Genomic DNA, 14,458 nt, shown 5'->3' with positions numbered 1-14,458 from the left:
CTAGGATGTACCTAAAAAGATGAATAAGAGTTTTCTTTTTCGAGAGTAGATATAGGAAGATTTATATTAACTGTTGTTCCTTTTCCTACTTCACTTTCAATAAGTATCTTTCCTTGGTGTTTTTCAATAATTTTATAACAAATCATTAATCCTAAACCGATACCATTTTCTTTGATACTATAAAATGGTTCCCCTAGATAAGGTAAACGTTCTTTTTCAATTCCACACCCGTAATCGGTAAATTGAATGTTTACCTGTTTTTTATCAGGTGCATATTCGATTTGAATCAAGATTTCCCCTCCCATTGGTGTTGCTTCAATCGCATTTTTTAAGATATTTATAAAAGCTTGCTTTAATTGATTCCCTTCACAAAGTATGAATGAAGTATCAGATGTAAACTCAGTTGTAATTTGTATGCAATTCATTATCGCTTGAGGTTCAAGTAACATTACAATTTGCTTCATTAATACATTCAGGTCATTAGTTTTAATTTCTAATGCCTCAGGTTTTGCTAATGTCATAAATTCATTAGTAATACTATCTATACGTTCAATCTCTGATAACACTATATCTATATAATGCTCAATGTTCTTATTTTCCATTGATTTTAATAACTGCATGAATCCTTTCATTGCTGTTAAAGGATTTTTAATTTCATGAGCAATTGCAGTGGATAATTGACCTACTACAGCAAGTTTCTCCGATTTTCGTAATAATTCCTCTGTTTTTAATCGTTCAGTGATATCTCGAGAGATACTTAAGAAAACGTTTTTGCCATTCAAGCTGAAAATATGGATACTAAATTCTGTTGTTATTGTTTTTCCTGTTGGAAAAGTATATTCATCTTGTAAAGTAAAAAAAGATTGTCCTTCTTTAATTTTTTCTAACATTTTTATGATCATTCTAGAATCTTGAGAAACAATATTGAAAAACGGTATTGAGAGAAGCTTTTCTCTACTATACCCAAATCTTTTACACCCGACAGGATTTACTTCAATGAATTGAGTTGGAACCTTATCCTCATTCAGTTCTACTACGTAAACCGCATCAGTTGCTTGTTCGATGAGCGCACGGTATTTCATTTCACTGTCTCTTAATTGTTGATGTAATTGACGGCGTTCTCTTTCTGCTTGTTTCCTTTCAGAAATGTCTCTACAAATTCCTGATAAAGCAATTATATTGCCCCTTAAATCTAGAATTGGTGAAACCGTCACGTTTACATCAATTAGAGTTTTATCTTTTCGTTGTCTAACTGTTTCTAACCTAGTAATAATAGGGTCTTGTATATTGGTATTACTAATATTTTTGATTAACTCTAAAGTTTCATTCATTAAAAAATCAGGTACGCAAGGTAATTTTTTTCCTACGGATTCTTTTTCTGACCAACCAAAAATCTTCTCATAGGCTTTATTCGCTTGCAACATATGTCCGTCTAAATCAAATATAGTGATAGCATCTACGTTATGATTAATAAATGATTCCAGTCGCTCTTTCGTTACCTTTAGTTCATTTTCCGCATTTATTCTTTTCGTTATATCAACAGTAGAACCAACCACCTCAACCACTGTTCCCTCTCTTTTAACAGGCCTAAGAGAGACAAGTATCATAGTCTCATCATTCGGCCATGGTAGTTCGAAAGTTATTTCTTCACCATTCCATGCCTGTTGATAATACTTTAGTATTCGAGAAACTAAATGGGATGAAATAATGGAAGAATCTATAGTAGGTAAATTCTTCCCTACAACTTGTTCAGAGTGAAATCCTTGTTGATAAAATAATTGTCCATCACACAGAGTATGAATAAATTTCCCATTTGCTTTTTTAAATTTAAAAATACCTCCTTGTAGTTCATGTACGGTATCCCTTAATTCTTGCTTTGATTCTAATAAAGTTTCATTCGCTTTAGCTAGGTCTTGTGTTAAGTTATATAAATTTTGATAGGATTCCATAAGGAAAACGCCAATTAAGAGTCCGCAAGATATAAATAATGTACCTTGGATGTTAAGAAGTATAAGTGAGATAGAAGGAAAAAAGAATCCAAATACCCAATGAATTATGGCTAGATAAACAGCTAGATAAAGAAAGACGCTTTTAAAGGGATGGGTATTTTTGAGATATGTTTTGAATATAGTATATATAGTAGCAATTCCTAAAGCAGCTATCAAAGCTGGTCCCCAATCACCACCAAGGTAGAAAATACGCATAAATAAAATAAACATTAACGTGATCCAACCAGCTGTACGACCAAAATAAATAAACGAAATAATAAGAGGAACGGCTCGCAAGTCATAAAACAATCCCATGTGCTTAAAATTAAAAATCATCAAAATAGCAGCTACGATACCCGCATATGTGCCCTGAAATAAATGGATAAATTTGTGATCCGTTTTCCTTATAAATACTTGAATAAAAATAGCTGAACTAGCTAGGAAAGAAAAAATAGATAGATTAATGAAGAATCCTGTGAATAGCATGCCATATTCCCTCCTTTTTACATGTATTCGACAAAGAGTATAAAAATCCTACAAATTACATCATAATTAGACTTATTATTCTAAAGAATAAGTTTGTTTTCGGGAGAGAGATATGAGTAGTGATGAAAATCTAGATCCTTTTTACCAGGATTATCAATTGGTTGTGATGGATAATAATATTTATTTAATTTTCAGCACAAAAAGTTTCCATTCCAGAAAAAATAACATTCCAGATTTGTTTGTAATCGATTTTTAATGAATTGTTAATACATTTGGTATCGAATGAGATTATGCTTGTTATTCGGGATTTTAAGTATCTTAAATGAAGTTTCAGAAAAAAGGTGTGAGAATGATTTTTTAAGGTTGTTGCATATATTTTATTAAGTATTGGAATTTTTAAAGGTTATTTTGGTAGGGTTAGCGAGGATTGTGAAGAAACTTAGTGTAATTGTAAAAATATACGAAAACAAAAAGCATGTAAGGATGAGTTGTAAGCGAACTACTGGAAAGGAAGTGGAGAAATTATGATACATCGATATGAAATTGATTTTTCTGTGATGTATGATGGCAAGGTAACAGACTTACAATCAGCAATTATTCCAGCACATTCTTTAGAAGAAGCAAACAAGAAATTACAATCGGAAGTAAAGCGGAGGTTAGGGAAATGTCGTGTCAAGATTGATCATACAAGTTTACTTGTTTCAGAGAATAGTCGATACACAATTGTATGAAATGAGGAGAGGAGTCTTGCAATCAGCAAGGCTTTTTTATCGTTAGAGCTTGATGGAAAGCGAACAATTACAGAATTAGTATATCTACCCCGACAAGATTGGTCAGAAAATGGTCATATTTTAAATTACAATATCTATACGAGTGTGGATGGTCTTAAGTATGAAAAAGTATCGTTTGGAACATGGGAAAATAATAAGGATAACAAAACTGTAACATTTGAACCGGTTTGCTATTAAATATGTAAAAATAGAAGTGACAAATGGAAAAAATGGATATGCTTCTGCAGTTGAGGTAGATATTTTTGGATATTAAAAATATGTTTGAACTCAACCATCATCTGTAAAAAAACATATATTTTCCGTGGTATTTGCTTTAGATTTCTCGTCTAATATTTAAAGAAATCCGAATAGAAAATGAGTAAGTTTTCCTTACAAAAATGTCACATTCCTGTAAGATTATTAGATAGTCTAGCTACTTTTTCCATGTCATAATAAAGACATAAGAAACGCCGATTAAAAATTATAAGTTATAGGAGAGTGTCAATCATGATTGTAACAACAACGCAGGGAATTCAAGGGAAAGAAATTAGTGAATATATTGATATTGTAAATGGTGAAGCTATTATGGGTGCGAATATTGTCCGCGATTTATTCGCTTCAGTCCGTGATGTTGTTGGTGGTCGTGCTGGTGCTTATGAAAGTAAATTAAAAGAAGCACGTGATATTGCAATGGACGAAATGAAAGAACTTGCAAGACAAAAAGGTGCTAATGCAATCGTTGGTGTTGACGTAGACTACGAAGTTGTTCGTGATGGTATGTTAATGGTTGCTGTAAGTGGTACGGCTGTACGTATATAATAAGATAGAAAACAGGCTCTCCCCGTAAAGTGTATATGCTTTACGGGGATTTTTTTGTTGGGAAAATTTTAAAAGTTATTATAGTTTAGGGGGGACACTAGTTAATAGTTTGGACATTTAATGAAGAGTTTTTTTACAATGGAGTGGATCTAGAAAGAGGTGAAAACTAAGAAATTTGGATGTTAGTTTTTAAATTTTAGAAAAGGAAGAATAAAATATAGTGGACATACAATTACAATAAGGGAATGCAGTATAAATCAGTATACATGCATTCCCTTATTATATTTATCTTGTTCCGACAGAAAACTTCTTCCTCAAAAATGTGAAGGTGTGAAACACCAATTTTAGGTAAGAGATGAATGTCTGTAGGCATAATCCTACGTTTTTTGTATACTGAAGGCATCATACAAGAAAGCGAGGTGCAACCCGTGTTAGTAAATAAAGCATATAAGTTCCGTATCTATCCAAATAAGCGACAAGAAATATTAATTGCTAAGACCATTGGGTGCAGTCGCTTTGTATTTAATCATTTTCTTGCTTTTCGGAATGACACCTCTAAAGAAACTGGCAAAGGATTAACTATCCTTCTTGCTCTGCTGAGCCCACTCAATTAAAGAAGCAATAGGATACGCTTTGGTTAAAAGAAGTAGATAGTATTGCTCTTCAATCCACATAAAAAAACCTCGCAGATGCTTTTTCACGTTTTTTCACAAAACAGAATGATATGCCACGATTCAAGTCTAAAAACAATAAAGTTCAATCCTATACAACAAAACAAACTAACTAACGGTAATATTGCTGTAATGGACAATAAAAGGGCATATTCTAAATGTTACGATTAGACGAAACCCAGGGCGGTACATACCTTGTGTCTATTCTTGGAGAATCAGAAGCGCAACCAGTAGAAAAAAAGATTCGTCTGTTGGTGCTGCTAATCAATCCATTGAAGAGCCATCAGCTAAAGCTAATCTAATTTGTTTAAATCATGGAGAAACTATCTAATTGAAAAAAGAGAGTGCCTTCTTTGAAAAAGGACTCTCTTTTCATATTTTATTATTTATTATTCACATACGTATCAAACCATAAGTGGATATATCCAGCTGTAATACGTTGCGCTTCCATTAAACGTTTTCCAGTAACCGGTGTTACTTCAGCACGCCATTTATCAGCAGCGTCTTGTGATATAGCGGCATCTAGAAACAACTTTTTTGTCTTATCATTAACAATTAGTGGGAAATCTGCTTTTGCACCAACTGCAGAAGCATGAACCCAATCTTCTGGATTTACACTTTTCCAGTTCCAATAGCCATTTCCATCTTTTACTTTATAATTGTCTTTCACAGTATCGACGAAGTTTTCATATTTTGAGTGTAAGGCAATAGGAAGCGAAACGTTGGTAAAGTTCGCTGCATGCATAGGCTGATTAACATCCCCTAAATAATGAAGTGATAATCCTAAATAGAAAAATGCATTTTTAAAATCTTTATTTTGATAGGATTCACCAGCTAATTTAAAATATTTTGCTCCTGTTTCTTTTGCGTGTTTGGCAAGTGGAAGATACGTACTTCCTGTATCAGGATCATAGAAGTGTGAAGCGAATGTGCCATTATCAAAGTACGGATTTTCATAATCGGCAGAGTAGACACCCTTCTCTAACTCATTACGCCATTCATTTAATAGAGATATCTCATTTGGCTTCACAACGGTCTTATTTTGGGCCATAACTTCAATGCCTCTGTTAACAATCCATAAATGAGTACTTACTCCTTCATCATGGATGGCTTCTGCGGACCACTTATGACCAAAAGATGTCCCAGATTGATGGCTATTTTCATGTGCAAACGCCACACTTTGAATAGGGGCTGATAAAGCAATTACTGAAGCTAAAGCAAAAATTTTTCTTTTCATAAATATTCCTCCATTTGATATATAATCTAACATCACCCTCATGTATAATCCTAGCATTGATCAGTAAGGAAGTAGATTGCTTTTTGAATATATGCAAAATTTCATATTTAAATTCATTATTACATTACGGTGAATATATTTAGGTCGATATGATGAATTTTGGTTCTGGTGCAAAAATCATTTGAAAGAGACATAGAAAACTACATGGGGTAGCACCACATCGCCATCAAGCTAAGAAAAGCATATACCCCAAAACGAGAAAAGTGGCATCTCCCGGTGAAAATGTACAATTTTTGTTTTAGGGGTGTTATAAAATTCTTAAGTTGATGGGCATGTATGGTGATCCCAAATCGTCTTCGATAATTTATTGTGTACATCTGTATGCATCCCCTATATAAATCATAGGGATTGTTTGCATGTTGACTTTGGTTTTATGTACAATAAAGGTAAAGATATAGTTTGAAACAGGAAGAGGAAAACCATGTCCAATTCATTAGTAAATTTACGTATCGATTTTGCATTTAAGCAGTTATTTGGCACAAATGGGAATGAAGATATTTTAGTTGCCTTTTTAAATGCCATATTAAAGGATTCTTTAGAATCACCTATTGTTTCCCTGCAATTAGAAGATCCACATTTGCATCGAGAATATGAAGAAGATAAATTATCGATTTTAGATATTTCGGCTACATTAAATACAGGAACAAAGGTAAATGTAGAAATACAATTGAATAACAATCATGATATGATCAAACGCAGCTTGTATTATTGGGGAAGGTTATACACCTCTCAATTGCAAAAAGGAATGCCCTATAGTTCACTTCATAAAACGATTACCATTAACTTGTTAAACTTTGTGATGTTTCCAGAATATGAAGCGTTTCATACAACAGGAATCCTTTGGAATCAGCAACAACAAAAGTTATTAAGTGACGATATAGAAGTTCATATTGTAGAGATTCCAAAGTTACTACAGCAATGGCGCGAAGAGAAAGTCAATCCGTGGGAAGATTCGTTTGTTCGTTGGTTATTATTATTACCAGCGAATGAAGATGAGTATCTCACACAAACATTGGAGGACATTGCCATGAACCAAGATCCAATTTTACAAAAAGCAATGAATAAGTGGGAACATATGAGTCAAGATTCTTCTTTCCGTCAAGCATATGAAGCAAGAGAAAAGGCCTTAATGGATGAGGCTGCAAAGTTTGCTCATGCTCGTAATGAGGGGAAAAAAGAAGGAATTCAAGAAGGAATTCAAGAAGGGGTTCAGCAAGGAAAAATACAGATGATTAAAGGTATGCATGAACTTGGTGTACCACTTGAAACGATTGCTAAAGCCAGTAAATTAAGCATAGATGAGGTCGAACGTATTTTAGAACAAAAATAATTAGCAACAAAAAAAGAACCTATTAATTGGGTTCTTTTTTGGGCTATTTGTCAACTTGGTGTAGCACGACATGTCAATCAAGCTTAAAGTAATTGCTTTTTCCTTTTATTTTTTTATTCTTTAATTTTAAATCGTGAAATTAATCCTTCTAATTCCTCGATTTTTTTCTTTATTTGCATGGATTGATTTGTTATTTCTGTAATGGATGATGCTTGAGTTTGAATGGCTTGTACGGTTTGATTTGTATCTTTCGCTACTCTTGTAGAAGTTTCTGATACTACTGATAGTGAAGCGTTAATTTCTTCAGTTCCAGCAGACATTTCTTCTGTTGTAGCTGATACTTCTTGAATTTGATGTGTTATCTTATGAATGTCTTTCATGATTGTTGAAAAGGCTTCGTCTGCTTCATTAGCAGCATTTCTTCCTTGTATAGCTTCTTCGTGTCCTTTTCTCATGATTTGAACAGTATCTTTTGTATCTTGTTGGATTGATTTAATTAAATTATTAATTTCATGTGCGGATTGCTTAGATTGTTCAGCTAAATCTCTCACTTCAGCTGCAACAACTGCAAATCCTTTTCCATTCTCTCCTGCACGTGCTGCTTCGATTGCAGCATTTAAAGCAAGCAAATTTGTTTGTTCCGCAATATTTGTAATCGCGTCTAAAGCTTTATCTATATGCTGTGTACGCATAATAAGACGTTCTATCACCGTAGATGTTTCTTCAACAACTGCATGCACATTATTCATTTGAGTAATAGATTGCTTGATTACTTTACTACCATTATTTACACGATCCGTTGTAGCAACAGATACTTCAGCAACAGTTAATGCTGATTCAGCTACTGATTGAACTCCATTTGTTAAGTCATTCATTGCTGTTGAACTTTCATGAATATTAGTAACTTGTCCTTCTATTTGTTTATTTACTTCATTAATTGTTAGAACAGCTTCATTAGATATTTTAGATGCCTGTTTTGTATTCTGCAACATACTGTCAGTAGAAGAGGTAACTTCGTATGTCGTTACTTGTATTTTCTCAATTAAATGTTGTAAATTATCTAACATGTTATTAAAAGAAGTAACAATAGCTCCTAATTCATCATTTGCTTGATAGGAAGTACGTATTACTAAATTTCCATCTGCTACTTGTTTTATATCATGCTGTAATAAAGTAATTGGACGTTGAATAGCTGTTTTGATGACATATCCAATACCTATAATAATTGCAGTCGCAATAACTGAAATAATAATAAACATCAGTATTGTAGTATGTGCACTGTTCGTATTACTTTTTTGTAATTGTTCTGCCTGGCTACTATTATATTTCACAAGTTCTTGAATAGAATTAATCGCATTTTGCATAGCAGGCTCAGTGTTTTTTAAATAATAAGAATAAGCTTCTTCATTTTTATTGTTTACTGCTAAATTTTGTGCTTCTTTCATTTGAGTTCTAAATTCTTGAAAGTTTTTTTGGAAATTCTTATATAATTGCTTTTCTTCTTGTGAGCTGATCTTAGACTCAAAGTTTTTTAATAACTGATCATTTTCTTTACGTGTTTGATCTATGTTATTTGCTAATTCTTTGTTTCTTTTTTCATCAGTTGTAACCATGAGTTCCATAAAATTACTGTTTCCGTATCGGAAATTAGATTCTAGAGATTGTATCCAAAAAATTGGAAGTAATCTTTCGTCATACATACTTGCAGAAGCTTCACCTGTTTTCTTTAAAGAGATAACTCCTATAATGGATAAGAGAATACATGCGATACTCGCTGTAATCATTAATGTATTCAACTTTGTACCAATTTTACTGTTTTTTAGAACTGACATTAAACCACCCCTTATTAAATCTTTATATTACGTTATACATCTTATAATAAAAACCAACAAATAACGACCTGTTTTTTTTAAAATATTGTTATTTGTTGGTTTATTTGTTGCTAATTGTTGGTTTTTTAGTGTGGAGAAATATGTAATTTTACATTTTACAAAAAAAGGTAAATGATATACAAAGTACTATTAAGTTATATTAAAAACATTTTATATCAAACGATTAATATAAATAAATGAAAATCACTATATTTTAAGTCTAATTACACTGATGTAATTATTTCACTTAGTGAATTAATTAATAGGATTTAACTTTTTTAAATATAATTTTTTTCTAATACAAACATGAAGTGTCTGAATTATTAAATATAAATAATGGGATTTTATTGTTTACTTAGTAAAAACATAGTGTTTAAATGAGGGGGAAGTAAGGCCTTACATTCTATGAGAAGTAAATAATAACGAGAGTCTAACACTCTATCCGAAAGAATTCTTCTTCCTCAAGCGTGTGGAAGGAGAGACCCTAGCGCTAGGTTGTTCTAGAGGTGTGAATAAGATTGTAAAAAGACAATAATGAAGAGGTGTATGGAATGAAAAATAAAATAATTACAGGTTTTTTAATAACATCCATTGTTACTGGGGCGAATATTCCTATCAATACTCTTGCAATGCCAATCGTTCAGGCAGAAACTCAACAAGAGAATACGGATATTTCCTCATCCTTACGAAAATTAGGTGCACAATCTAAATTAATCCAAACATATATTGATCAAGCTTTAATGAGTCCTAATGTACAGCTTGAGGAAGTCCCAGCTTTAAATACGAACCAATCCCTGATCAAACAAGATATGAACGAATGGTCATCAGAACTTTATCCAAAATTAATTCTATTAAATTCAAAAAGTAAAGGATTTGTAACCCAATTTAATAGCTATTATCCAACATTAAAACAGTTTGTAGACAATAATGAAGATAAAGAAGGGTTCTTGGATAGACTTGAAATTCTTCAAGATAAAACTACGACAAACCAAGAAAGCGTACAACGTCAGATTAATGAATTAACAGATATTAAATTACAGATTGATAAAAAGCTTAAAGATCTCGATACTGACGTGACAAAAGCACAAGGTGTACTAAGTTCAGAGGGAACAGGGAAAATAGACCAGCTAAAAAATGAATTGCTAAATACCCAAAAATCAATTCAAAGTGATTTACAACAAATAGCATTATTACCAGGAGCTTTAAATGAACAAGGGTTTGTTATATTCAAAGAAGTCTATAACCTTTCAAAAGATATCATTGAACCTGCTGCTCAAACAGCAGTAGCAGCGTATAACAAAGGCAAAGAAATTAACAATTCTATTTTAGAAGCAGAGAAAAAAGCAGAGCAAGAAGCGAAAGAAAAGGGTAAATCTGCTCTAGAGATTGAAGCTGCCAAAAAAGAAGCCCGTGAAGCAATTGAGAAAAGCAAACAAGCTGAAATAGCTGCAGCTGCAATTACAAAGACAAAAGAGTATGACCTTACGAAGGTTATTGACCCTGAAAAAATTAAAAAAACTTATAGTGCCTTCGCTGAAGTAAATAAACTTACTACAGAGCAGCGAGCACATTTAGATGATTTAGAGAAACAAAACCAAAAATTATATGATTTAACAAAGAGCCTAACAGTAGCAGATTTACAAAAGTCTATGCTTCTTATTATGCAAAATGATTTACATACATTTGCAAATCAAGTAGATGTAGAACTTGACCTATTAAAGCGCTATAAAGAAGATATGAATCTAATTAAAAATAATATTACAAAATTATCTTCTAATGTTGATACAACTGATCAGCAGTCTCAAAAAGATACATTAAGACAATTAAAAAATGTAACAAGTTACCTTGAAGAACAAGTTTATAAGTTCTAATATTCTGAATTTATAAAGCAGAATGATGACTATAAGAATCTATTGAAAAATAGGGAGGAGAATTAATATGATGAAGTTTCCATTTAAAGTGTTAACTTTGGCTACTCTGGCAACGGTTATAACGGCTACGAACGGTAACACGATCCATGCACTTGTACAAGAACAGACTGCACAAGAACAGAAAATAGGGAATTATGCATTAGGACCTGAAGGACTAAAGAAAGCATTGGCTGAAACAGGATCTCATATTCTTGTAATGGATTTGTACGCAAAAACAATGATTAAACAACCGAATGTAAATTTATCTAATATCGATTTAGGTTCAGAAGGGGAAGAATTAATCAAAAATATTCACCTTAATCAGGAACTATCTCGAATCAATGCGAATTATTGGCTAGATACAGCAAAACCGAAGATTCAAAATACAGCACGTAATATTGTAAATTACGATGAACAATTTAAAAATTATTACGATACATTAGTAGATACTGTACAAAAGAAAGATAAGGAAGGATTAAAAGAGGGCATAAATGATTTAATCACTACAATTGATACAAATTCAAAAGAAGTTACAGAAGTAATTAAGATGTTAGAAGCCTTCAAAACAAAACTGTACACAAATACTACAGATTTTAAAAATAATGTTGGTGGCCCAGATGGGAAAGGTGGCTTAACGGCAATATTAGCGGGAAAACAAGCACTGATTCCACAACTTCAGGCTGAAATTGAGCAACTAAGTGCTACTCAGAAAGAACATTTTGACAATGTATTAGCATGGTCAATTGGTGGTGGATTGGGAGCAGCCATTTTAGTTATTGCAGCCATTGGAGGAGCGGTAGTAATTGTTGTAACTGGCGGTACAGCAACACCGGTTGTTGTCGGTGGCCTTACGGCTCTCGGTGCAGCTGGTATCGGTTTAGGAACGGCAGCTGGTGTCACAGCGTCTAATCATATGAACTCTTATAACGAAATTTCTAACAAAATCGGACAATTAAGTACGAAAGCCGATCTTGCTAACCAAGCAGTTATTTCGCTTACTAGCACAAAAGATACTTTGACATATCTATATCAGACAGTGGATCAAGCCATAATGTCTCTAACAAATATTCAAAAACAATGGAATACAATGGGGGCCAATTATAAAGATTTATATGATAATATCGACCAAATGCAAGAACATAAACTCTCTTTAATACCTGATGATTTAAAGGCTGCTAAACAAAGTTGGAATGATATTCATAAAGATGCAGAATTCATTTCGAAAGACATCGCTTTTAAACAAGAAGAAACGAACTGAAAATCAAAACCTATATAGGAGGAATATGGAATGATAAAAAAAATCCCTTACAAACTACTCGCTGTATCGACGTTTTTAACTTTGACAACAACTTCTGTGGTCTCACCAGTAGCAACTTTTGCAAGTGGAATTGAACAAACTAACAATGGAGATATGTCTCTTTCAGCAAATGAAGTGAAAATGAAAGAAACCTTGAAAAAGGCTGGTTTATTTGCAAAATCTATGAATGCCTATTCTTATATGCTAATTAAGAATCCAGATGTGAACTTTGAAGGAATCACTATTAATGGGTATGCAGATTTACCTGATAAAATTGTACAAGATCAAAAGAATGCAAGAGCACATGCTGTTACATGGGATACGCAAGTGAAAAAACAGCTTATAGATACATTGACTGGTATTATTGAATACGATACAAAATTTGACAATTATTATGAAACAATGGTAGAGGCGATTAATAAAGGGGATGGAGATGCTTTAAAAGAAGGGATTACAGATTTACGAGGTGAGATTCAACAAAACCAAAAGGTTGCACAACAATTAATACAAGAATTAACTAAATTAAGAGACGCTATTGGACAAGATGTTAGAGCATTTGGAAGCAATAAAGATCTCTTACAGTCGATTTTAAAGAACCAAGGTGCTGATGTTGAGGCCGATCAAAAGCGTCTAAATGAGGTTTTAGGATCAGTAAACTATTATAAACAGTTAGAATCTGATGGATTTAATGTAATGAAGGGTGCCATTTTGGGCTTACCGGTAATTGGTGGGATAATAGTGGGTGTAGCACGAGATAATTTAGGCAAGTTAGAGCCTTTATTAGCAGAATTACGTCAGACCGTAGATGGTAAACTAACATTAAATCGTGTAGTTGGGGTTGCATATAATAATATTAGTGAGATGCATAGTGCGCTTGATGATGCTATTAACGCTCTTACTTATATGTCCACGCAATGGCATGATTTAGATTCTCAATATTCGGGAGTACTTGGGCATATTGAGAATGCAGCTCAAAAAGCGGATCAAAATAAATTTAGATTCCTAAAACCTAACTTGAATGCAGCTAAAGACAGTTGGAAAACATTACGAACAGATGCTGTCACATTAAAAGAAGGGATAAAAGAATTTAAAGTGGAACTTGTTACTCCACAAAAATAGGGGAATATTAGTTCCGTTGCAAAGTGACCTAAAACATAGAGAATCTAAGATTACATTGTTGAATGGTAATGTAGCAATTAATAATTCCTTATAGACCGAAAAGGCGGAGTCGTATTAAAGACTTCGCCTTTCACTTTTATAAAAGTTTCATCCAAATCTCAAAATAACCGTGCAGTTTTACTTATTTTTAAAAACTTCGTAACAGAACCTTCTTATTCCTAAACCACGCATATCATTTGTATGATGAATTTTATAAATAATTGCGTAATAATGAACTTACATTACTAGAAATAGAAATAGAAATACAGCGATTCTTGCAGAGTTAGTTTTTAAAGATAGAATTTTATTCAATAAAATTCTATCTAATTCTGCCTGAAAAGAAGATTGAGATGTCTCAATCTTCTTTTTAATTTTTAGGAAACAATCGTTCTGTTTGAGATAGTAAAATAAAGAAATGAGTTGTGGGTTTATGTAGTACTTGAATAACATAGTAGAACAAGATCATCGCTTTATAAAAAAGCGAATCCGTTCTATGCTAGGATTCAAATGCTTGGACACAGCTACATCCATTCTTTTTGGAGTAGAAGCTATGCATATGATGAAAAAAGAACAGATTGATTTACGGAACCAGTCTGTCCAAAATTAGAAAGAATTCATCCACTAACTGTTTGAATTAATTACTTAAACCCAAGGGAAATAAAAAATCCACGCCTTTTTATATCGTATTTAATTATTCGCACCAGAACCTAATCGTTACAGTGCACCTTTTAACGAATTTACCGAAAGAATTCTCCTTCCTCAAGCGTGTGAAGGGCGATAGTCTAACGGTAGGTGGGAGATGAATTTCGGTTTGGCATAGCCAAAAACTTTTGATAAACTAGCTATATGAAGTTCTTTGAT

9 protein-coding genes and 3 pseudogenes are annotated in these 14,458 nt (G+C 32.8%); 9 read left to right on the top strand and 3 right to left on the bottom strand.

From position 1 onward, the window contains the following. Positions 1–11: 11 nt before the first annotated feature. Complete coding sequence (locus tag MKY70_RS30035; RefSeq protein ID WP_340804970.1) at positions 12–2,474, bottom strand: PAS domain S-box protein; 2,463 nt, start codon at positions 2,472–2,474, stop codon at positions 12–14. Between the two features lie 524 nt (positions 2,475–2,998). Between MKY70_RS30035 and MKY70_RS30030 the strand changes: the two genes are divergently transcribed. The 4 genes and pseudogenes from MKY70_RS30030 to MKY70_RS30015 all read left to right on the top strand — a co-directional run. After that, entirely contained in the window at positions 2,999–3,205 is a 207-nt protein-coding gene (locus tag MKY70_RS30030) for a hypothetical protein (RefSeq protein WP_193649153.1), read from the top strand. A gap of 36 nt (positions 3,206–3,241) precedes the next feature. Next, positions 3,242–3,518 (top strand): annotated as a pseudogene (locus MKY70_RS30025) (discoidin domain-containing protein); the annotation flags it as partial. Between the two features lie 233 nt (positions 3,519–3,751). After that, positions 3,752–4,063 (top strand): heavy metal-binding domain-containing protein, encoded by a 312-nt coding sequence (locus MKY70_RS30020; protein WP_000637500.1) that lies wholly within the window; start codon positions 3,752–3,754, stop codon positions 4,061–4,063. Positions 4,064–4,491: 428 nt separating this feature from the next. Next, positions 4,492–4,973, top strand: a pseudogene (locus tag MKY70_RS30015) (helix-turn-helix domain-containing protein); the annotation flags it as partial. 143 nt (positions 4,974–5,116) lie between these two features. Here MKY70_RS30015 and MKY70_RS30010 read toward each other — a convergent pair. Then, on the bottom strand, positions 5,117–5,971 hold the full coding sequence (locus MKY70_RS30010; RefSeq protein ID WP_340804965.1) for a phospholipase C: 855 nt from the start codon (positions 5,969–5,971) through the stop codon (positions 5,117–5,119). 481 nt (positions 5,972–6,452) lie between these two features. Between MKY70_RS30010 and MKY70_RS30005 the strand changes: the two genes are divergently transcribed. Then, on the top strand, positions 6,453–7,361 hold the full coding sequence (locus tag MKY70_RS30005; protein WP_340804963.1) for an Rpn family recombination-promoting nuclease/putative transposase: 909 nt from the start codon (positions 6,453–6,455) through the stop codon (positions 7,359–7,361). 113 nt (positions 7,362–7,474) lie between these two features. On the opposite strand, the gene MKY70_RS30000 is transcribed toward MKY70_RS30005, so the two are convergent. Beyond that, positions 7,475–9,193 carry a methyl-accepting chemotaxis protein gene (locus tag MKY70_RS30000; RefSeq protein ID WP_193649199.1) on the bottom strand — a complete coding sequence of 573 codons (1,719 nt, stop codon included), beginning with the start codon at positions 9,191–9,193 and terminating at the stop codon, positions 7,475–7,477. A gap of 590 nt (positions 9,194–9,783) precedes the next feature. Between MKY70_RS30000 and hblC the strand changes: the two genes are divergently transcribed. The 4 genes and pseudogenes from hblC to MKY70_RS29980 form a co-directional block, all read left to right on the top strand. Beyond that, a complete protein-coding gene (gene hblC / locus MKY70_RS29995) occupies positions 9,784–11,103 on the top strand; it encodes a hemolysin BL lytic component L2 (protein ID WP_341026811.1) in 1,320 nt (439 codons plus the stop codon). A gap of 67 nt (positions 11,104–11,170) precedes the next feature. Continuing rightward, complete coding sequence (hblD, locus tag MKY70_RS29990; protein WP_193649201.1) at positions 11,171–12,400, top strand: hemolysin BL lytic component L1; 1,230 nt, start codon at positions 11,171–11,173, stop codon at positions 12,398–12,400. Positions 12,401–12,430: 30 nt separating this feature from the next. After that, complete coding sequence (hblA, locus tag MKY70_RS29985) at positions 12,431–13,558, top strand: hemolysin BL binding component B (RefSeq protein WP_340804961.1); 1,128 nt, start codon at positions 12,431–12,433, stop codon at positions 13,556–13,558. 475 nt (positions 13,559–14,033) lie between these two features. Beyond that, positions 14,034–14,204: pseudogene (locus tag MKY70_RS29980) on the top strand (DDE-type integrase/transposase/recombinase); the annotation flags it as partial. Positions 14,205–14,458: the final 254 nt, after the last annotated feature.

The sequence above is a fragment of the Bacillus sp. FSL R9-9492 genome (genome assembly GCF_038007365.1).
GTDB classification, from domain to species: Bacteria; Bacillota; Bacilli; order Bacillales; family Bacillaceae_G; genus Bacillus_A; species Bacillus_A mycoides.
The sequence above is the reverse complement of the archived record's forward strand: the minus strand, read 5'-3'. Positions and strand labels throughout refer to the sequence as shown.

Coding starts and splice junctions, on each gene's coding strand:
- MKY70_RS30035 (WP_340804970.1), bottom strand. CDS start 2,474: ATGCTATTCACAGGATTCTTCATTAATCTATCTATTTTTTCTTTCCTA.
- MKY70_RS30030 (WP_193649153.1), top strand. CDS start 2,999: ATGATACATCGATATGAAATTGATTTTTCTGTGATGTATGATGGCAAG.
- MKY70_RS30020 (WP_000637500.1), top strand. CDS start 3,752: ATGATTGTAACAACAACGCAGGGAATTCAAGGGAAAGAAATTAGTGAA.
- MKY70_RS30010 (WP_340804965.1), bottom strand. CDS start 5,971: ATGAAAAGAAAAATTTTTGCTTTAGCTTCAGTAATTGCTTTATCAGCC.
- MKY70_RS30005 (WP_340804963.1), top strand. CDS start 6,453: ATGTCCAATTCATTAGTAAATTTACGTATCGATTTTGCATTTAAGCAG.
- MKY70_RS30000 (WP_193649199.1), bottom strand. CDS start 9,193: ATGTCAGTTCTAAAAAACAGTAAAATTGGTACAAAGTTGAATACATTA.
- hblC (WP_341026811.1), top strand. CDS start 9,784: ATGAAAAATAAAATAATTACAGGTTTTTTAATAACATCCATTGTTACT.
- hblD (WP_193649201.1), top strand. CDS start 11,171: ATGATGAAGTTTCCATTTAAAGTGTTAACTTTGGCTACTCTGGCAACG.
- hblA (WP_340804961.1), top strand. CDS start 12,431: ATGATAAAAAAAATCCCTTACAAACTACTCGCTGTATCGACGTTTTTA.